This window comes from Stakelama pacifica, from assembly GCF_004361835.1.
GTDB lineage: Bacteria > Pseudomonadota > Alphaproteobacteria > Sphingomonadales > Sphingomonadaceae > Sphingomonas > Sphingomonas pacifica.
Genome location: NZ_SNWD01000002.1, coordinates 291,084 through 310,349, shown reverse-complemented (window position 1 = coordinate 310,349; position 19,266 = coordinate 291,084). Strand labels below are relative to the sequence as shown.

The 19,266-nt window shown below is 64.8% G+C and carries 18 protein-coding genes; 2 read left to right on the top strand and 16 right to left on the bottom strand.

All coding sequences use genetic code 11. The annotated features are described in order from the left end of the window. Positions 1-6: 6 nt before the first annotated feature. From EV664_RS04535 to EV664_RS04470, 15 genes are all read right to left on the bottom strand, one after another. Positions 7-1,329 (bottom strand): S41 family peptidase, encoded by a 1,323-nt coding sequence (locus tag EV664_RS04535; RefSeq protein WP_133494494.1) that lies wholly within the window; start codon positions 1,327-1,329, stop codon positions 7-9. Between the two features lie 110 nt (positions 1,330-1,439). Next, on the bottom strand, positions 1,440-2,621 hold the full coding sequence (locus EV664_RS04530; RefSeq protein WP_425326416.1) for a murein hydrolase activator EnvC family protein: 1,182 nt from the start codon (positions 2,619-2,621) through the stop codon (positions 1,440-1,442). An 8-nt stretch (positions 2,622-2,629) separates the two neighbouring features. Next, positions 2,630-3,052, bottom strand: a complete 423-nt coding sequence (locus EV664_RS04525; RefSeq protein WP_133494492.1) for a 23S rRNA (pseudouridine(1915)-N(3))-methyltransferase RlmH — start codon at positions 3,050-3,052, stop codon at positions 2,630-2,632. 19 nt (positions 3,053-3,071) lie between these two features. Beyond that, positions 3,072-3,458, bottom strand: coding sequence for a ribosome silencing factor (gene rsfS, locus EV664_RS04520; protein WP_268237624.1), 387 nt, complete (start codon positions 3,456-3,458; stop codon positions 3,072-3,074). A gap of 33 nt (positions 3,459-3,491) precedes the next feature. Then, on the bottom strand, positions 3,492-4,130 hold the full coding sequence (locus EV664_RS04515) for a nicotinate-nucleotide adenylyltransferase (protein ID WP_133494491.1): 639 nt from the start codon (positions 4,128-4,130) through the stop codon (positions 3,492-3,494). Between the two features lie 7 nt (positions 4,131-4,137). Next, complete coding sequence (locus tag EV664_RS04510) at positions 4,138-5,187, bottom strand: aldo/keto reductase (protein ID WP_133494490.1); 1,050 nt, start codon at positions 5,185-5,187, stop codon at positions 4,138-4,140. A gap of 137 nt (positions 5,188-5,324) precedes the next feature. Further along, on the bottom strand, positions 5,325-6,608 hold the full coding sequence (locus EV664_RS04505) for a glutamate-5-semialdehyde dehydrogenase (protein WP_229668095.1): 1,284 nt from the start codon (positions 6,606-6,608) through the stop codon (positions 5,325-5,327). Between the two features lie 127 nt (positions 6,609-6,735). Further along, positions 6,736-6,870, bottom strand: a complete 135-nt coding sequence (locus EV664_RS19620) for a hypothetical protein (RefSeq protein WP_268237625.1) — start codon at positions 6,868-6,870, stop codon at positions 6,736-6,738. A gap of 215 nt (positions 6,871-7,085) precedes the next feature. Continuing rightward, complete coding sequence (ftsH, locus tag EV664_RS04500) at positions 7,086-9,053, bottom strand: ATP-dependent zinc metalloprotease FtsH (protein WP_133494489.1); 1,968 nt, start codon at positions 9,051-9,053, stop codon at positions 7,086-7,088. A gap of 64 nt (positions 9,054-9,117) precedes the next feature. Continuing rightward, positions 9,118-10,071: a tRNA lysidine(34) synthetase TilS gene (gene tilS / locus EV664_RS04495; RefSeq protein WP_280524582.1), complete on the bottom strand. Its 954-nt coding sequence runs from the start codon at positions 10,069-10,071 to the stop codon at positions 9,118-9,120. A gap of 82 nt (positions 10,072-10,153) precedes the next feature. Continuing rightward, entirely contained in the window at positions 10,154-11,101 is a 948-nt protein-coding gene (locus tag EV664_RS04490; protein WP_133494487.1) for a tetratricopeptide repeat protein, read from the bottom strand. Positions 11,102-11,165: 64 nt separating this feature from the next. Beyond that, on the bottom strand, positions 11,166-11,969 hold the full coding sequence (locus EV664_RS04485) for a helix-turn-helix domain-containing protein (protein WP_133494486.1): 804 nt from the start codon (positions 11,967-11,969) through the stop codon (positions 11,166-11,168). Between the two features lie 107 nt (positions 11,970-12,076). Next, positions 12,077-14,353 carry a phosphoenolpyruvate--protein phosphotransferase gene (gene ptsP / locus EV664_RS04480; RefSeq protein WP_133494485.1) on the bottom strand — a complete coding sequence of 759 codons (2,277 nt, stop codon included), beginning with the start codon at positions 14,351-14,353 and terminating at the stop codon, positions 12,077-12,079. A gap of 45 nt (positions 14,354-14,398) precedes the next feature. After that, on the bottom strand, positions 14,399-15,610 hold the full coding sequence (locus EV664_RS04475) for a hypothetical protein (RefSeq protein ID WP_133494484.1): 1,212 nt from the start codon (positions 15,608-15,610) through the stop codon (positions 14,399-14,401). Positions 15,611-15,718: 108 nt separating this feature from the next. Then, positions 15,719-16,750, bottom strand: a complete 1,032-nt coding sequence (locus EV664_RS04470) for an NAD(P)H-dependent flavin oxidoreductase (RefSeq protein WP_229668097.1) — start codon at positions 16,748-16,750, stop codon at positions 15,719-15,721. A gap of 70 nt (positions 16,751-16,820) precedes the next feature. Between EV664_RS04470 and EV664_RS04465 the strand changes: the two genes are divergently transcribed. After that, a complete protein-coding gene (locus EV664_RS04465; protein ID WP_133494483.1) occupies positions 16,821-17,237 on the top strand; it encodes a secondary thiamine-phosphate synthase enzyme YjbQ in 417 nt (138 codons plus the stop codon). A 138-nt stretch (positions 17,238-17,375) separates the two neighbouring features. Then, the gene (locus tag EV664_RS04460; RefSeq protein WP_133494482.1) at positions 17,376-18,494 is read left to right on the top strand and encodes a GGDEF domain-containing protein; all 1,119 of its coding nucleotides are present in this window, start codon (positions 17,376-17,378) and stop codon (positions 18,492-18,494) included. 479 nt (positions 18,495-18,973) lie between these two features. On the opposite strand, the gene EV664_RS04455 is transcribed toward EV664_RS04460, so the two are convergent. After that, positions 18,974-19,237, bottom strand: coding sequence for a DksA/TraR family C4-type zinc finger protein (locus EV664_RS04455; RefSeq protein ID WP_133494481.1), 264 nt, complete (start codon positions 19,235-19,237; stop codon positions 18,974-18,976). Positions 19,238-19,266: the final 29 nt, after the last annotated feature.

The window sequence follows — 19,266 nt, the reverse complement described above, 5'->3', positions numbered from 1 at the left end:
CGCGGCTTATTTCGCGGCTGCGGTGCGGGCATCGCCGAGCCGCGCGAGCGTCTGTACCGCATAATTCAGCTGGAAATCCTCGATCCCCTTCTTCTTCAGCGCCTCGGCATTGGTGTCGAAAGCGGGATCGGTCTTTTCATCATCTTCCAGCAGCGCATTGTCCGCCTTCGCCGTATTGATCAGATGGCGGCGAAGATCGGCCTCACGAAATACCGGACGGCTGTCGAGATCCTCATCCGAAAGCTGCGGCACGGCGAGATCGGGCTCGATCCCGCCTTCCTGAACCGACCGGCCCGACGGCGTGTAATAGCGCGCGGTGGTCAGGCGAAGCGCGGTCTTCGGCCCCAGCGGCAGCAGCGTCTGCACCGACCCCTTGCCGAAGCTGCGCACGCCCATCACCAGTGCGCGGTGATGGTCCTGCAGCGCGCCCGCGACGATTTCGGAGGCGGAAGCGGTCCCCGCATCGACCAGCACGATCACCGGCGCGCCCTTGGTCACATCGCCCGGCACCGCGCTTTCGGCGTAATAGCGTTCGATATCGTTGCCGCGCCCGCGCTGCGACACGATCTCGCCATGGTCGAGGAAAACGTCCGAAACCTCGATCGCCTGGCTGAGCAGGCCGCCGCCATTTTCGCGAAGATCGACGACATAGCCCAAAGGCGCATGGCCCAGCGACTTGTTGATCGCCAGAATCGCCGCGCGCGTATCCTTGCCGGTGGAGGCGGAGAAGGTGTTGATATTGATGATGCCGACACCATCCTTCACCTCCCATTTGACCGGCTTCTGGGTGATGATTTCGCGCGTCAGCGTCTTTTCGAGCGGCTTGTCCATGCCCGGCCGAACGATGGTCAGCGTGATCTTCGTCCCCGGCTCGCCGCGCATCTTCTCGATCGAAGAATCCAGCGTATCGCCGTAAATCAGCTTCCCGTCGATATGGGTGATATAATCGCCCGATTTGATCCCGGCCTTGTCGGCGGGAGTGTCTTCGGTCGGGGCGATCACCTTCACCACGCCGTTTTCCTGCGTGACCGTCAGGCCAAGCCCGCCATAATTGCCCTGCGTCTGGATCTGCAGATTGTCGTAATCCAGTTCGTCGACATAGCTGCTATGCGGGTCGAGCGCCGCAAGCATCCCGTCGATCGCGCCTTTTACCAGCGTCTTATTGTCGACCGGATCGACATAATCCGCCTTCACCCGGTTGAACACGTCCATGAACAGGTCAAGGTCGCGATAGCTGTTGGTATCGACCTGCGCCATCGCACCGGTGGACACGGGGATAAGCGCCATTGCGCCGACAATGGCGGTGGCCTGCAGAAGCGGACGGGACATGGATACGCTTTCGAGAATAGGACGAAACATGGGTTATCGCGCATGCTACCCTGTTTCCGGGGCGGGATCAAAGCGCAGATTTGCGAAGCGGGGACACGATAGCGTGCGGATCATCGCATCAGCGCGGTCATATCGACCGGCTGACCGCCCCGGCGCAGTTCGACCGTGATGTGCGGCGAACCGCTTTGCGGCGCATTGCCCAGCGCCTGTCCCTGTTGCACCCAATCGCCGCGCACGGGCCATAGCTGATCCAGCCCGGTGATCAGCGTCGTCCAGCCATCACCATGATCGAGGATCAGGATCGTGCCGAACGCGCGGAACCGCCCCGCATAACGCGCGCGCCCCGCCGCCGGGGCGATGACCCGCGCGCCGGGCTTCACCGCAAAGGTCAGCCCGCGCGACCGCACCCCGGCCGGCGACAATTCGCCGAGCCCGGTTTCCAGCCGTCCCCAAACGGGGAGCAGATAGGGGGCAGGACCGCTTGCCCCGCTCGCTGCCGCCTTGCCCCCGCCGGTTCGCGGTACCGGTCCCGGCAGCGCAGCGAGCTCCGCCCGGGTCGCATCCGCGCTTCGCCCCGCCGCGATCCGTCCGGCAATCGAGCGGGCATCCTCGCCCAGCGCGAGCGCCCGGTCGGATTCGTCCATCGCGCGCTGTTCCAGCCGCTCCCCGCGCGCGCGGTGCCGCGTTTCGAGCCGGGCAAGTTCGCCGCGTTCCTGCTCCAGCCGCCCGCGACTGCGGCTCAGCGCGGCCACCGCCTGCGCCGCTTGCGCGCGCAGCGCCGCGATTCGCGCAACCCGTGCGCGCGCCGCTTCGGTACGCTTCAGGATCGCCGGGCGGATCGTTTGCAGCGCTGCGCGGACATGCACCGCATCGCTGACCGATCCCGGCTGGGCGAGGCTCAGCAGCACCGGGCGTCGCGCCATCGACTGCAGCGCGGCGATTGCCCGGGCAAGCGGCGCCTGCTGCCGCGCCAGCGCCGCGCGCTCCTGCGCGAGCCGCGCCTGAAGCAGCGCCACGCGCGCCTTCGCTTCCCGGATATCGGCCTCGGCAGCCGCCACCCGTTCGGCCATTGCCGCTCGCCCGGCGCGCGCCTTCGCCGACGCATCCTGTTCGATGTCCGCCTGAGCCGCCGCCTCCGCCGCCCGGTCGCGCGCAATCTCCGCTGCCTGCCGTGCCGCCTGCATCCGGTCGCGCAGCGCGGGCAAATCGGGCTGGCGCGCGGGCAGCATCGTTGCCGCGCCCCCGCCAAGCATCAGCGCGAGCGCTGCCCCCGCCACCAGTCGCGGCGACACGCGCCGCATCACCCTTCGCGGTGATAGGGATGGTTGGCGAGGATACTCGCCGCGCGCCACAATTGTTCGGCCAGCATCGCGCGCGCCAGCATATGCGGCCATGTCAGCCGCCCGAACGAGATCAGCAGATCGGCCTCAGACCGCTCCGCATCGTCGAACCCGTCGGCGGCACCCAGCATGAACCGCGCCTCGCGAACGCCGTCGTCGCGCCAGCGGCCCAGTATCTGCGCAAATTCCATCGAGGGCATGTCGCGACCGGTTTCGTCGAGCAGGATCAGGCGGCCGGGCGTCTCCATGGCGGGTACCTTGCCGCCCTTATCAGGCAGCTCGGTAATCCGCGTGTCCCAGCTGACTCGCTTCAGATAGCGCTGAACGATCTCGTTTTCCGGGCTGCGGCCGATCTTGCCGCGCGCGACGATATGCAATTGCATGGCTGCGCGCGCGGATCGGTCAGGCGTTACCGGCCGGCGAATCCTCGCCGAACGACCACATCCGTTCCAGATTGTAGAAGGTGCGCACTTCGGGGCGGAACAGATGGACGATGACATCGCCCGCATCGATCAGCACCCAGTCGGCGGTCTGCAGCCCTTCGACCCGCGGGCTGCGGCCGAAGCGCGCCTTGATCTTTTCGGACAATTTACTTGCCATCGACGCGACCTGACGGCTCGAATTGCCCGACGCGATCACCATGTGATCGGCGATGCTGCTCTTGCCGGCCAGCGGGATGGAAATCATCTCGACTGCCTGATCGGCATCGAGCGAGTCGAGAACGAGCGTGTGCAGCGCCTCGGCATCTTCTGCGCCGGGCGTGGGGGTCACATGGGAAGATGCGGCCAAGACTGCTCCTAGGGTTTCGCTAAACAATGTGCACTAAACATGGGACGACGAATTTCGCCGGTGCCAGGCGGGATCGGCGGCGCGAATGGCACTCGCCGAAGTCGGATCGGGACGGAAACGCAAGCGCACAAGGGCCGGCAACCTCCACTCAGTCCATCTCTTCGCCTGGCCTGCGGGCCGCACAAAGCGCCGCAGCCAACCCATTGCAGGACTTGCATGGGCACGGCGATCATAACCCGGACGCGCGATAACCGCAATCGGAACGGTGCGTGCAATGGTCCGCCAGTCGCGCCAGCGGTGAAACTGGTCGAGATTGTCGCCGCCCATCAGCCAGATAAAGCGCTTGTCGGGATAGCGAAGGGTCAGTTTGCGCAGCGTATCGACCGTATAGCGCGTGCCCAGTCGCCGTTCGATTGCGGTCGGGCGGATGCGCGCGCGCTTCGCCATCGCCCGGGCAGAGGCCATCCGCGCGGCAAACGGCGCCATATCGCCGGCCTTCGCCTTTAACGGGTTGCCGGGCGACACCAGCCACCACACTTCGTCAAGCTGCAAGGCGCGAATCGCCGCCAGCGAGATGGCACGATGGGCATGATGGGCGGGATTGAACGATCCGCCGAGCAGCCCGATCCGCCGGGACCGGGCTGCGGCGGCTGCGCGCGCGCGATATGCCAAGCCGCGATCAGTCCTTGTCGGGCGCGGGCGGCTGACCCGCCTTACCGCCGCCGCTGCGATATTCGCCCTGCCGTTCAATCATCCAGCCGGGATATTCCTTGGGCAGGCGACTTGCCTTGTCCAGCGCGGCCAGATCCTCGTCCGAAAGCCGGATTTCGGCAGCGGCAAGATTGTCCTCCAGCTGATCCATGCGCTTTGCCCCCATGATGACGCTCGTCACATGCGGCTGGTGGAGCAGCCAGGCAAGCGCGATCCGCGCCATCGACACGCCGTGCCGCTGCGCAACCGGCTCCATCGCGTCGAGGACCTTGTCGCCGCGCTTCGTATCGACCGGCGGGAAGTCGAACTCCGCCCGGCGGCCATCCTTCGCATCGCCGCGATATTTGCCGGACAGATAGCCCCCGGCGAGCGGCGACCAGACCATCAGGCCGACCTGTTCCGACCGCATCATCGGCACGATCTCACGCTCAAGATCGCGCCCCGCCAGCGTATAATAGGACTGCACGCTTTCGAACCGCGACAGGCCCTCGCGCTCCGAAATGCCCAGCGCCTTCATGATCTGCCACGCGGCCCAGTTCGACACGCCGACATAGCGGACATCGCCCGCCCGCACGAGATCATCGAGCGCGCGCAGCGTTTCTTCGATCGGGGTGAGGGGGTCGAAACCGTGAATCTGATACAGATCGATATGATCGGTATTCAGCCGCTTCAGACTGGCCTTTACCTGATCCATGATGTGCCCGCGCGATGCGCCCCGGCTGTTCGGGCCATCGCCCATCGGACCCAGCACCTTGGTCGCCAGCACGACATCCTCGCGCCGCAGCCCCAGATTGCGGATCGCCTGACCCGTAATCTCTTCCGACATGCCCTCCGAATAGACATTGGCAGTGTCGATGAAATTGACGCCCGCGTCGATCGCGCGGCGCATCAGCGCGTCGGCATCGTCCTGCCCGACCTGCCCCACTGCCTTGAAAAACCCCTTCCCGCCAAAGGTCATGGTGCCGAGGCAAAGCTCGGAAACGAGAAGGCCGGTACGGCCAAGTTGATTATAGCGCATGGGATGCTCCCTTTTGGAAAGTGGGGCGGGGCCGGAGGGCCCTTGTGTCGCGTCAGATGGGGGCGCAACGCAAAAGCGGCAAGGGGACTGCTCCCCCTGCCGCTTGTCGTGTCTGTGCTGTCCGCGTGGCGCGGATGTCAGGGACGGGTCTGACCCGATCCCAATACCACCCATTTATAGGTGGTAAGCCCTTCCAGCGCGACCGGGCCGCGTGCGTGCAGGCGCCCGGTTGAAATGCCGATCTCCGCGCCCAGCCCGAACTCGCCGCCATCGGCGAACTGGCTGGATGCGTTCCACATCACGATCGCCGAATCGACATTGTCGATAAATTTTCGGGCAGTAGCTTCGTCGCTGGTGACGATGACATCGGTATGGCCCGACGAATGCCCGGCGACATGCTCCAGCGCGTCGTCGACGCCATCGACGAACTTCACCGCGACGATTGCTTCGAGATATTCGGTATCCCAATCCTCGTCATTGGCGGGCTTTGCCGTGTCGAGCAGCTTCACCGCCTCTGCATCGCCGCGAATCTCGCATCCGGCATCGGCAAGCGCCTGCACCACCGATTTCGCCTCGCCGAAACCGCGATCGATCAGCAGCGTTTCCATCGCGCCGCAAACCCCGGTGCGCCGCATCTTGGCGTTCACCGCGATCTGGCGCGCCATTTCGGGGTCGGCCTTGGCATCGATATAGGTGTGGTTCATCCCGTCGAGATGCGCGAGCACCGGCACCTTCGCCTCGCTCTGGACGCGCGCGACAAGGCTCTTGCCGCCGCGCGGGACGATCATGTCGATGAGCCCGTCGGCCTTCAGCATCGCGCCGACTGCCGCACGATCAGTGGTGGGGACCAGCTGCGCCGCATCTTCGGGCAGGCCCGCTTCCTTAAAGCCGCGCACCAGCGCCGCATGGACCGCGCGGTTGCTTTCGATCGCTTCTGAACCGCCCCGCAGGATCGCTGCATTGCCGCTCATCACACACAGCGCGCCCGCATCCGCCGTCACATTGGGACGGCTTTCATAAATGATGCCGATCACCCCGATCGGAATGCGCACCCGGCGCATTTTCAGGCCGTTGGGCTGGGTGTGTTCGGAGATGATGTCGCCGACCGGATCAGTCAGCTTCGCGACTGCCTCGACTCCCGCTGCGGTCCCTTCGATCCGCGCATCGTCGAGCTTCAGCCGGTCGAGCATTGCGGAGGTCAGGCCCTTGGCCTCGCCATTCGCCATGTCCTTCGCATTCGCCGCCTTGATCGCCTCCGCATCGGCGCGGATCGCCTTTGCAGCCGCCATCAGGCCTTTCGCCTTATCCGCGCTCGACATCGTCGCCAGCTTCTTGGCGGCGGCGCGTGCGCGCTTACCCATATCGCCGATCAGCGCTTCGGGGTCTTCGGTGCGGGCCATGGTCGTTACAGTGGCGTTCATAATTTCCCTCTGTTCTCTCGTGGTCACGCGATCAACGCAGCAACCGGTGATACTGATCCCGTTCATGGACGGGGGAATGGCGGCCGGCGATATTGCCACCGGCGCGCTTGTCGGGCGCGCGATGGAGCTAGGTCACGGCGCGGGAGGCGAGGGCGCGCAGGACGCCCTCTGCCTCAATTGCGGGACCGCGCTGATCGGCACGCATTGCCATCGCTGCGGTCAGCATGCGCATGTCCATCGTACGCTCGGCGCCATCGGACATGGACTATTACATGGGGTCGTTCATTGCGAAGGCAAGCTCGGAGCCACGCTGCCCCGCTCATCCAGCTTCCTCCGGATCGTCTTTGCGAGCGAAGCGAAGCAATCCGGCGCCGCAAAACACGCTGCAGCCGCCCCATCCGATCGCCAAACTGCCTCCCCAACGAAGAAGGCCCTCCCGGTCTCCCGGAAGGGCCTTTGTGTTTCAAGCCGTGGCGATCAGGCGGGTTGCGGCGAACCCGAACCGAACGGGCCCTTGGGCCGCTTGGTCTTGGGAATCGAGGTACCGCCCAGCGGCACCGATTTCTTCTCCGGGCTGATCACATCGCGGCCGATATCCTCGCCAGCGATCAGGCGCTTGATCTCGTCGCCCGACAGCGTCTCATAATCCAGCATCGCACCGGCAAGCGTATGGAGCTGGTCGAGATGCTCGGTCAGCACTTCCTTCGCCCGTTCATAACCCTGTTCGACGATGCGGCGGATTTCGCTGTCGATCGCCTTGGCGGTTTCGTCCGACATCGAGCTGTTCTGCTGGCGCGAATAGCCCAGGAACACTTCTTCCTCGCCCTCCGAATACATCAGCGGGCCGAGCTTGTCCGACATACCCCAGCGCGTGACCATGTCGCGCGCCAGCTTGGTGGCGTACTGGATGTCGCCGCTCGCGCCGCTCGACACCTTGTCATAGCCGAAGATCAGCTCTTCGGCGATCCGCCCGCCCATCGACACGGCAAGGTTCGCGTACATCTTGTCGCGATGATAGCTGTAGGAATCGCGCTCGGGCAAACGCATCACCATGCCCAGCGCACGACCGCGCGGAATGATCGTCGCCTTGTGAATCGGGTCTGATGCGGGTTCGTGCAGCGCGACGACGGCATGACCTGCTTCATGATAAGCGGTCATCCGCTTCTCATCGTCGGTCATGACCATAGAGCGGCGTTCCGCGCCCATCATCACCTTGTCCTTGGCGTCCTCGAACTCGCTCATCGCGACCAGACGCTTGCCGCGCCGCGCCGCGACCAGCGCCGCCTCGTTCACCAGATTGGCAAGGTCGGCACCCGAAAAGCCCGGCGTGCCGCGCGCAATCACCCGCGGATCGACATCGGGGGCAAGCGGCACCTTCTTCATATGGACTTCAAGGATCTTCACCCGGCCTTCGATATCGGGACGCGGCACCACGACCTGACGGTCGAAGCGGCCGGGGCGCAGCAGGGCAGGGTCAAGCACATCGGGACGGTTGGTCGCCGCGATGATGATGATGCCTTCATTCGCCTCGAACCCGTCCATTTCGACCAGAAGCTGGTTCAGCGTCTGCTCGCGCTCGTCATTGCCATTGCCAAGGCCCGCACCACGATGGCGACCCACCGCGTCGATTTCGTCGATAAAGACGATGCACGGCGCTGCCTTCTTGGCCTGTTCGAACATGTCGCGGACACGGCTCGCACCGACGCCGACGAACATTTCGACGAAGTCCGAACCCGAAATGGTGAAGAACGGCACGCCTGCTTCACCCGCAATTGCGCGGGCGAGCAGCGTTTTACCGGTACCCGGCGACCCGACGAGCAGTGCACCCTTCGGGATCTTGCCGCCCAGCTTGGCGAATTTGGTCGGGTCCTTCAGGAATTCGACGATTTCCTGCAACTCTTCGCGCGCCTCATCGATGCCCGCGACATCGTCGAACGTTACCTTGCCCTCTTTCTGGGTCAGCATCTTTGCCTTGGACTTGCCAAAGCCCATCGCGCCCGATCCCGAATTTTTCTGCATCTGGCGAAGCACGAAAAACGCGATGCCGAGGAACAGCAGGAAGGGCAGCGACTGATACAGCAGATACATCCAGATCGACGGACCTTCCTGCGGCTTGGCGTTGATCTCGACGCCCGCCTTGCGCAGCGTGTCGATCAGCTGCGGATCGTTCGGGGCATTCGCCTTGAACGTCTCGCCCGATTTCAGCTTGCCGCTCACCAGGTCCTTGGACACATTGACCGACTGAACCTGCCCGCCCTCGACCTGATCGAGGAACGCCGAATAGGAAATCGTCTGATTGGCCGTGGGGCCCGACTGTCCGCCCAGAACGGTCACGAACAGCGCAAGACCCACCAGAATGCCGACCCAGATCAGCAGGCTCTTCATCCAGGGATTATTGCCGCCGCCATTGTCCGGGCCGCCGGGCTGCTTGTCGTTGTCGTTCATGAATCGGTACCTTTCGCACCCCAAGATAGGCGGGCGCACCTTAATGACAATGGAACAATGCCGATCAGTGTGATTGACGCGGCGGAGCAATCCGGAAAAGCCAGCGACGACCGGGCCGCACAGCGATTCCGGCGAGCGTTCCCGCCTGTCCCGTTTCCAGCGCCGCTACCAGCCGTTCCAGTCCCGTGCCTTTCCACGCCTCATCCAGTCCGGCCTCACGCCGCAGATAGACTATAGCACGCAGCGCCAGCCTCCGGCGCATCTCATGCGGCAAATCGTGCATGTCGAGCGACACTGCCTCGTGCCGCTCGATCGTGCTGCGATTGCGCCAGGCATCTTCGCTCGCCCATTCGAGCGCGATTTCGGCATCGCGCAGATTATGCGCCGCCATGGCGAGCCGGGGGACGGGCAGGTCGTCGCTCGCGGCGATCATCGCGCGGATCCGGCTGCGATCATATTTCGGGTCGTGATTGCCCGGATCGGCAACCGGGGTCAGCCCCGCTTCGGCGACGATCGCTGCCAGCTCGGCGCGGCGCCACCCGAGCAGCGGCCGGATCAGCCTTGCGCTTCCCCGCCGCTGCGACAGCGCGCGCTCGGCCACCATCATTGCCATGCCGCCGACGCCTGCGCCGCGGCGGGCGCGCATCAGAAATCCCTCGGCGACATCGTCCTGCTGATGCGCGACCGCGACCCAGTGGCGAGTCCGCCTGCCGCCATAGCCTGCCCAGTCGGCAAGCGCGGCATAGCGCGCCTCGCGCGCCCATTGCTGGCGATTGCCGCGCTCCGGCGGGGCGTCAGGCAGCCGGACGATATCGTGCGGTACATGGATCGAGGCGCAGATATCGGCGACCTTCTGCGCCTCGTCAGCCGCTTCGGCGCGCAGCCGATGATCGACCGTCACTGCCGTCACATGCCCCGGATACGCAGCCGCGGCGAGCAGCAACAGGCCAAGGCTGTCGCCCCCGCCCGATACCGCAATGCCCAGCGGCGACAGTGCGTCGGGCGGACGCGTCGTGATCGCCTCCAGATCGTGGCGAAAGCGGCTCAGCGTGTCGGGGTCGATGGCATCCCCCGGCTCGCGTGTCGCGGCGCGCTTTCGATCACTGGCATTTTGCGGTCCGGCGGCCTTCCTCGACCTTCGCCTTCATATCGGCGGAGATCTTGTCGCCATAGACATCGGTCAGCTCGGCATAGACCTGACACGCGTCCTTGGGCTTTTTCAGCTCGATCAGCGCCTTGCCGAGGTAGAACAGGCTGTCGGGCGCACGCTCGCCGTTCGGCATCTTCTTGTAATTTTCGTAAAAGGCGATCGATGCAAGGCTCGGCTTGCCCTCGTCCAGATAGGTGCGGCCCAGCAAATTCTGGGCCCAGCTCGCCCGGCGATGATCGGGATATTTCTTCACCACCGATTTCAGCTGCGCCTCCGCCTCGGGATACAGGCCGGCATCCCACAGGCGATAACCATAGACATAGGCGTCATCGGCGGCATCGCCGGTATCGGGCTTCTGAATCGCCGCCAGCTTTTCGGCGCGCGCGCCGTTCGCGGCAGGTTTCGCCGCGGGCACGGGCGCAGCAGCGGTGCTGTCGCCTGCATCGGCCGACGATCCGAACGAAGTCCCGCCCGAAGCGCCGCCATCCCCGGCGGTGCCTGCGCCGATCGTCGATCCGCCCGCCTCCAGCGCTTTTACCCGCGCGTCCATCGTCTGCTTATAGCTGTTGAACGCGTCCTGAAGCTGGCGGACCTTATATTGCGCTTCCTCGACCTGCCCGGTGATCGACGCGACCTGCGATTCCAGCGCACTCACCCGCGACTCCAGTGCGATGACCGGGCTGGTTGCCGGGGTGCCCGGCGCGGTCTGCGGCGTCTGCGGGGCCGTAATTTCGGGGGTGAAATATTCGCCTGAGCCGCCGGGAAAGACCTTGCGTTGCACTGCCTTCATCTCGCGCTCCAGCCGGTCCACCCGGCCGTCCAGCGCGCTTTGCGCCGATGCGCTGCTCGCCCAGCCAAGGCCGGTGGTCACCAGCAACGCCGCCATCATCAAACGCATCGATACAATCCCAGTATTGTGTCCATTGTCATCGCCCTGTCCGACATGATCGCTTTCGCTCGCCTTAACCGGCGGTGCCCGGGGCCTGCGCGGCATCGCGGGCGCGCAGCGCGTCCGCTGAAATGCCGACATCCTTGATCGCGCGCTCGCCGGTGCCCAGCGGCGCAACCTCGGCACCGTTGATCGTTACCGTCAGCTGGTCGGGACGACCGACATTGATCATCGGACGATCGGCATCCTGCGGCACCTCATAGGTTTCGCCCGGTTGCATCGTCTTCATCATCAGCGTCTTGTCATTGCCGTCATAGACGCGCACCCAGACTTCGTCCTTCGCGGTCAGCACGACCTGTCCGCCGCTTTGCGGCACCGTCGCGCTCGCCTCGGGCGTTGCGATCGGTTCGGGGGTCGGGCTCGCCGCGATGATCGGTGCGGGCGGCGCGTCGTCGCGCTGGAACCAGTCGGTGCCGTACCAGATGCCAACGCCGATCAGCACCAGAATCGCAACCGCCAGCCCGGCAATGGCCAGCCCGCCGGTGGGCACGCGCACCGGATCGGACGTGTCATAGGGCATGCTGGGCGGTTCGCGATAATAGTTGAGGTCGAGTTCCTTGCGCAGGTCGCGCGCGATCGCGACCTCGTCCAGCCCGACGATACGCGCATAGGCCTTGGCAAAACCCAGCGCATAGGTGGTCGAGGGCAGATCATTATATTGCGCCGTCTCAATGCTTTCGAGATGGCGAAGCGGAATCCGGGTCTTCTCGGCAACGTCGCTCAGCGCCATGCCCTTCGCCTCACGGGCTTCGCGAAGGCGCTCCCCTACATTGCGCGGGAAAAGCTGCGCGTCTTCGCTGGGCTCGTTGTCTGCCATAATTACTCCGGCGAATGGTTGCCCGCTTGTCGCCAAGCGGAGAATATAAGGATGTCCAACAGCTGTGCCGTGCTGTCAACGCCGCAACCGCAGAAATCGACGGTGAATCAGGCCAGTTCGACCTTGTTTGCTGCCGCCCAGTCGGTCAGCGGTGCGCGCAGGCTGCGTGGCGGATGCTCCAGCAGCTGCGCCATATACGCCATCAGCTTTTCGCGGTCGAGCGAACGCACCATCGCCTTGATCGGCCCGACCGCTGCGGGAGTGATCGAAACCCGGTCGATCCCGACGCCCAGCAGCGCCATGCATTCGATCGGCCGCCCGCCCATTTCGCCGCATACCGCGACCGGCACGCCCGCCGCATCGGCCTGACGCACGATCCGCCGGACGAAGCGCAGGATCGCCGGACTCATCCAGTCATAGCGCAGCGCCAGCTTGGGATGCGCGCGATCGGCGGCGAACAGGAACTGGGTCAGGTCGTTGGTCCCGATCGACAGGAAATCCAGCCGGGGCAGCAGCATGTCGATCGTTTCGGCAAGTGCGGGCACTTCCAGCATCACCCCGAAGCGGATCTGGTTGGGCATTTTGCGCCCCCGTCCGGCCAGCCAGTCGCGCTGCGCCTCGAACAATGCGCGCGCTTCGTCGAACTCCCAGGGTTCGGACACCATCGGGAACATCACGTTCAGCTGCCGCCCCGCCGCCGCTTCGATCAGCGCACGCGCCTGCGCCTTCATCAGCCCGTCGCGTTCGAGCGCAAGCCGCAGCGCGCGCCAGCCCATCGCCGGATTCTCTTCCTCGCCATGCCGGTCATGATCGAGATAGGGCAGTGCCTTATCGCCGCCGATATCGACGGTGCGAAAGATCACCGGGCGGCTCCCTGCAGCGTCAAGCACGTCCTTGTAGAGGCGCATCTGCCGCTCGCGCTGGGGCAAAGTGGCGGAAACCAGAAACTGGAATTCGGTACGGAACAGGCCGATCCCGTCGGCACCCGTCAGGTCGAGCGCAGCGACATCGTCGCGAAGCCCCGCATTCACCATCACTGTGCAGCGGTGCCCGTCCAGCGTCATCGGCGCTTCGCTTTTCAGCTCGGCGAATTTCGCCCGCCGCTTCTGACTCACCAGCAATTTCGCCTCGAACGCCTCTTCCATATCCGCGCCGGGACGGATCATCACTGTCTCTTCGCCGCTGTCGAGCAGCAGCCGGTCGCCTTCACCGATCAGCGTGCGGATATCGCGCACCCGGCCCAGCATCGGAATGCCCATCGCGCGCGCGACGATGGTCACATGCGCGGTCAGCGATCCTTCCTCCAGGATCACGCCTTTCAGCCGCCGCCGGTCATATTCGAGCAGTTCGGCAGGGCCCAGATTGCGCGCGATCAGGATCGAATCGCCGCGCAGCCCCATCTGCGCCGCCGTGCCCAATTGCCCCGACACGATGCGGATCAGCCGGTTCGACAGATCCTCCAGATCGTGCATCCGGTCGCGCAGCAACGGATCGCCGATCTCGCGCATCCGCATTCTGGTGCGTTGCTGGACGCGTTCGATCGCCGCTTCGGCGGTCAGGCCGGAATCGATCGCCTCGTTGATCCGCCGCGCCCAGCCTTCGTCATAGGCGAACATCTTATAGGTTTCGAGAACCTCTTCATGCTCGCCGCCCACGCCGAATTCGGCCTGGCTCGACATGCGGTCGATCTGGTCGCGCATCTTGTCGAACGCGGCATAGACGCGGTGGCGCTCCGCCTCGGTATCCTCGGCAACGGTATGTTCGATATGGATTCGCGGCTGGTGGAACACGGCCGCGCCCGCCGCCATCCCCTCGACCAGCTTGAAACCGCTCGCCCGTGCGCTCGCGGTCGATTGCGGGCGGGTCAGATTATCGCCATGCCCGTCGATCAGCCCGGCATTGGCGATCAGCTCGCTCATCACCATCGCGACCGTCTGCAATGCCTCGATCTCGACATCGGCATAAGGGCGCGGATCGACATGCTGCACGGCAAGCACGCCGACCGCTTCTTCGCGCCGGATGATCGGTACGCCCGCGAAACTGTGGAACCGGTCCTCGCCGGTTTCGGGGCGATAGGCGAAATCGGGGTGCCGCGCCGCTTCGTCGAGGTTCAGCGTCTCGACATTGCGCGCGATCGTGCCGACCAGCCCTTCGCCCAGCGCCAGCTTGGTGACATGCACCGCCTCTTCCATCAGGCCGCGCGTCGCGAACAGCTCCAGCACGCCCTCGCGCAGCAGATAGATCGAGCAAACCTCGCTATCCAGCGCCTCGCCGATGACGTTGACGACGGCGTTCAGCTTCGCCTGAGCCGGGCTGCGCGACGCCATCACGTCGTGAAGGCGTGTCAGAATTTCGCGAGCGGATGCGGCGGCCGAAACGGACATGATTGATTCGCTACCAGATTGCAGAGCTTTGCGCCAATGCGATGGTCATCCTTCCGCCGGTGCCCCGGCGGCGACCGCCACCAGACAGAGCAGCCCGACGAACAGGAACAGGAGCTGGCGCGCGAGCCCCGCCTTGCCCGCACGCCGCGCGACCCAGATGGCGATCGCGCACTGAAAGGCATAAAATAGCGCAAAGGCGCGCGATGCCACTGCGATCACCTGCAACGCATCGGTGGTCCAGGTGACGACCAGCGCCAGCGCCCCCGCCATCAGGAACCCGGTCGCGGTGTTCAGCCGGTGGCGCGACAGTTCGACAGCAAGTCCGGTCGATCCGATCGAATCGGCGACCGCTGCCGACAACTGGCTCGTCACTGCCGCTGCCAGCACGAACGCGCCCAGAAACGGCGCGACCGACTCCATCACGTCGAGCACGCCCGCCACTCCCTGCGTATCCGCTGCCTGCCCCAGACGCGGGGTGAGCAGCACCAGAAACAGCACATAGATGACCGAAGAGATGATCTGCGCGTTGCGCATCGTGCGGATGCGCGTTTCGGCATCATAGCTTTCGCCCATATAGCGGCTCGTCTCGAACCCCTGCACGGTGATGATCAGGCCCAGCAGCAACAGCAGCGAATGCCCGTCCACCGGCGCCGCCGGGATCAGCCCGGTTCCGCCCGTCCGGCCCCAGTCGAGGCCCAGCGCGACCAGCATCCCCGCGATCAGCCCCAGTTTCAGCGACACGCTGGCATCGGCCACCCGCTCGACCCGGCGCAGACCACCGCTGAAGGCCAGCAGGCCAAGCACTGCGATAATCGCGCTGACGATGCTGTTGGCGAGCAACAGGCTCTGCGAATCGATCGCGCGCAGGCAGAACATTGCGAGCAATTTCAGATAATAAGCGACCGACACGGCATAAGCGGCGGCAAGCACGCCCTGTCCCGTCCGCGCGGTCCATGCCAGCGGATGGTGCGTCGAAATCTCCGCCAGCACGGGTTCGGCATGCGCGATGTTGAACCGGATGATCGATCCCACGGTGAAGGCGAGGATCAGCAGCGCGATCATCGCCGGGGCGGCCATTGACCCGAATTCGCGCGCGAGCAGCGGTCCGCAGATCAGAAAACCGCTGCCGATGATCGACGCAAGCGGCGTCACCGTTGCCAGCCAGCTGTCGGTCCGCGCGAACCGGGCAAAGATCAGGGTGAGCGCAACCGCAGCGCCCGTCACGACCGCCGCGCCGATGATCAGATGGTCGCCCAAGCGCGCCTGCCCCCCAATTACCCTGTCCGTTGTCGCAAAGCCCGCGCCGGGACCGGGGCGGGTATCATCAACGTTGCCCGAACGTAATGGCTCCGCCCCGCGCGCAACTTATGCCGCGCGCTTCTCCAGCGCCGCCGCCGCTTCGGCCATCAGCGACGCGATGATGTCGGCGACCGGCTCTTCCGCCTTCACCATGCCGACCGACTGGCCCGCCATGATCGACCCATATTCGACATCGCCGTCGATCACCGCGCGGCGCAGCGCACCTGCCCAATAATGTTCGATCTGCAGCTGTGCCTCGGCCATGGCGACGCTGCCTTCGTCGAGCGATTGTGCCACTTCGCGCTGCTTGGCGGTGAACAATTCGGTGCCCGCATTTTTCAGCGCGCGAACCGGAATTACCGGCAGCCGCGCATCGACCTGAACGCTCGCCACTGCATCGCGGGCGGATGCGCGGATAAAAGCTTTCTTGAAGTTCGCATGCGCGATGCTCTCGGTCGCGCACACAAAGCGCGTGCCGAGCTGAACCCCCGCCGCACCCATGTCGAGATACCCCGCGATCGCCTCACCCCGACCGATTCCGCCCGCCACGAAGACCGGCGTGTCGGCGGCGATTTCGGGCAGGATTTCCTGCGCCAGCACGCTGGTCGAAACCGGGCCGATATGGCCGCCCGCTTCATTGCCCTCGACGACCAGCGCGTCGACGCCCGACCGGATCAGCTTTTTGGCGAGCGCCAGCGCGGGCGCGAAACAGATCAGCTTCGCGCCGCTTGCCTTGATCGCATCGATGCTGCCCGACGGCGGCAGCCCGCCGGCCAGCACGACATGGCCGACCTCATGCTGCGCGCATATGCCGATCAGATCGGTCAGGTCGGGATGCATGGTGATCAGGTTCACCCCGAACGGCTTGTCGGTCAGCGCCTTTGTGGCTGCGATTTCCCTGTCGAGCAGATCGGGGGTCATCGCGCCGCACGCAATCACGCCGAAACCGCCCGCATTGGAGATCGCCGAAACCAGATTGCGCTCCGATACCCAGGACATGGCCCCGCCCAGAATCGCGACTTGGGTGCCCAGAAATTCGCAGCCTCGGGCCATGCGGCGGGCGAGTCGTTCCTCGCCGGTTGAATGCGTTATCGTCATGGCCCACGCCGTAGCGTCGCTCGACACGATCGGGCAAGCGTGACGATGCAATGACAAAGGGAAACGACCGATGCGGCAGGCGCAGACGAGCATTACCATCGCTACCTCAGGGCAGGGGCTGTACGAATGCACGGCCGATGTCGTCGCATGGGTCGCCTCGACCGGAATCGGGCAGGGACTGCTGACGCTCTTCATCCGCCACACCTCCGCTTCGCTGCTGATTCAGGAAAATGCAGCGCCCGCCGCGCGCCGCGATCTCGAACGCTATTTCGCCCGGATCGCGCCGGAAAGCGGCAGCTATGAACATGATGACGAAGGACCGGACGATATGCCAGCGCATCTGCGCTCGGCGCTCACCGCGACCAGTCTTTCGATCCCCGTCGCTGACGGGTGCCCCGTGCTCGGCACCTGGCAGGGCATGTATCTGTTCGAACACCGCGATTCACCGCATCGTCGCGAAATGGTGCTGCATCTGCTCGGCAACTAAAAAAAGCGAGCGATTTGTATGAAATAATTTATTAAGGAAGACTCTGTTTATGCATGACGCTGCAAAGGAGGGCGGCGGTACCGGCTAATAATGAATGTCAGTCTGTCCCTGATAACCGCGCTCTTGATGGGCGGACTCATGACCCTGTGCGCCGGTGCTGCAATCGCGCTGCGGGGGAATCGTACGCTGCTTTGGCTCACCTTGGCGCTTTCCGGCGCGGGGGCATTCGCCATTGCCTTGCGATTCGGCGATTCGCAGCCGGGATTCACTGCGATCGGAATAGCGACGCTGGCGGGCGGCTATTATTGCGTCGGGCGCGCAGTGCGGCTGTTATTTTCGCAAAACGATACGATGCACGGCCTGCATCTCGGGGTAGCGCTCATCGCGCTGGCGGGCGCGGCGATAGAGGCATGGGGCGGGTCGGAGGCCTGGCAGAGTATCGCGCTTTATGGCGCGGCAGCGCTTGCCGCCTCCGAATCGGTCTTTCGCCTGATGCGCGTTCGCCGCCGCCGGACGATCGATTCGGTGCTGCTGGTTGCGCTGATCGGGGTGGTCGCCCCCTATATCATCCGCATCCCCTTTCTGGTCGCTATGCCGCAGACCGCCACCCAGGGCGGCCCGTGGATTTTCGGCCAGTCGCTGGGGCAGCTCGTGCTGGCTTCGGAGGGGATGCTCACCACCTTATGCGTCTTCCTGTTGATGGCAAAGACGATCGGCGATGTGATTTCCTTTTATCGCCTGCGGTCCGAACAGGATGCACTGACCGGTCTGCTCAACCGGCGCAGCTTCGCCGAACGGCTCAGCCTGCCCGGTATGAGCGGCGCGTTGCTGCTGTGCGATATCGACCATTTCAAACGCGTCAACGACCGGTTCGGCCATCCTGCGGGCGATTCGGTGATCCGGGCGCTCGCCGGCCTGTTCCATTGCACCGGCTATCCCGCCGGGCGCATGGGGGGCGAGGAATTTGCCCTGCTGCTTCCCGGCTTCGATCTGGACCGCGCCGAGCGGCTGGCCGAGGAACTGCGCCTCTGTTTCGAATCGCTCGCGATCAATCCGATCCCGCGCGACTATCGGCTCAGCGCCAGTTTCGGCGTTGCGCTGTTCGGCGAGAATGAAAGCGTCGAGGCGATCCATGCCCGTGCCGACGAAGCGCTTTATGCGGCCAAGGAGGCAGGGCGAAACCGCGTCATGGTCCATCATGCGCAGGCGAACGGTTCGATCCCTGAGATGATGGGCGCACTCTACCGCGTCGCCTGAAATCGGGCCGTTATACCAACCCGCAATACCCCGCACTCACTGCCGGAATCGTCGCTGTTGGGGTGATGGCAGACGATGGCGGCCCCGGCCTGCGCCGGGGCGACGATTGTGAAAAATCGCAGTGCATATAAGCGGCTAATACCAAACTGCAGCGATGGCGACCCATCCCCTCGCCGTCATGCCAGCGCAAGCTGGCATCTGCTGCAGGTGCGCGGCTCCGTTCTACCCAGGCCCTCCGCAGACCCCGGCTTTCGCTGGGGTGGCGACGGGTGGCGAGGACCGCAATACGCGGATCGGTCCAACATCAACGCAGCTTGATATAACCCGGTGCGTCGCCCCGGCGAAGGCCGGGGCCGGGGCCGTTGCCGTGTGGCGCTATGGTGGCGGGGGGCGGCGTGATGCGAGGCTGGGGGCGGTCTGGCGCTCCGGATTGCTTGCTATTGGCACCATCGCTTCGGACTAACGCAGGCGGGCGTTACTCAGCGCAGCTGGCTGTCCTTACTGCCCCGCCGGTTGAACCCCGAATTCTGCCGAACCGAATCGCGCTCCGCCTGACATTCAACGCAAAGCCGGACACCGGGCAGCGCCTCGCGCCGTTTCTGCGCGATCGGCTCACCGCATTCGACACAATGCGTGGCGCTCTCCCCACGCGGCATGCGCGCGCGTGCCTCCATTACGGCATCGCTCACCGTATCGTCGATCTGATCCTGTACCGCGCCGTCGCGCGTCCATCCTCCGGCCATCGTCCTTTTCCACTTTCATTGGGAACAGG

What these genes read in the sequence shown, in the direction of transcription:
- EV664_RS04535 (WP_133494494.1), bottom strand. Translation starts at nt 1,329, where the DNA reads ATGTCCCGTCCGCTTCTGCAGGCCACCGCCATTGTCGGCGCAATGGCG.
- EV664_RS04525 (WP_133494492.1), bottom strand. Translation starts at nt 3,052, where the DNA reads ATGCAATTGCATATCGTCGCGCGCGGCAAGATCGGCCGCAGCCCGGAA.
- EV664_RS04510 (WP_133494490.1), bottom strand. Translation starts at nt 5,187, where the DNA reads ATGCGCTATAATCAACTTGGCCGTACCGGCCTTCTCGTTTCCGAGCTT.
- EV664_RS04505 (WP_229668095.1), bottom strand. Translation starts at nt 6,608, where the DNA reads ATGAACGCCACTGTAACGACCATGGCCCGCACCGAAGACCCCGAAGCG.
- EV664_RS19620 (WP_268237625.1), bottom strand. Translation starts at nt 6,870, where the DNA reads ATGTCCGATGGCGCCGAGCGTACGATGGACATGCGCATGCTGACCGCA.
- ftsH (WP_133494489.1), bottom strand. Translation starts at nt 9,053, where the DNA reads ATGAACGACAACGACAAGCAGCCCGGCGGCCCGGACAATGGCGGCGGC.
- EV664_RS04490 (WP_133494487.1), bottom strand. Translation starts at nt 11,101, where the DNA reads ATGCGTTTGATGATGGCGGCGTTGCTGGTGACCACCGGCCTTGGCTGG.
- EV664_RS04485 (WP_133494486.1), bottom strand. Translation starts at nt 11,969, where the DNA reads ATGGCAGACAACGAGCCCAGCGAAGACGCGCAGCTTTTCCCGCGCAAT.
- ptsP (WP_133494485.1), bottom strand. Translation starts at nt 14,353, where the DNA reads ATGTCCGTTTCGGCCGCCGCATCCGCTCGCGAAATTCTGACACGCCTT.
- EV664_RS04470 (WP_229668097.1), bottom strand. Translation starts at nt 16,750, where the DNA reads ATGACGATAACGCATTCAACCGGCGAGGAACGACTCGCCCGCCGCATG.
- EV664_RS04465 (WP_133494483.1), top strand. Translation starts at nt 16,821, where the DNA reads ATGCGGCAGGCGCAGACGAGCATTACCATCGCTACCTCAGGGCAGGGG.
- EV664_RS04460 (WP_133494482.1), top strand. Translation starts at nt 17,376, where the DNA reads ATGACCCTGTGCGCCGGTGCTGCAATCGCGCTGCGGGGGAATCGTACG.
- EV664_RS04455 (WP_133494481.1), bottom strand. Translation starts at nt 19,237, where the DNA reads ATGGCCGGAGGATGGACGCGCGACGGCGCGGTACAGGATCAGATCGAC.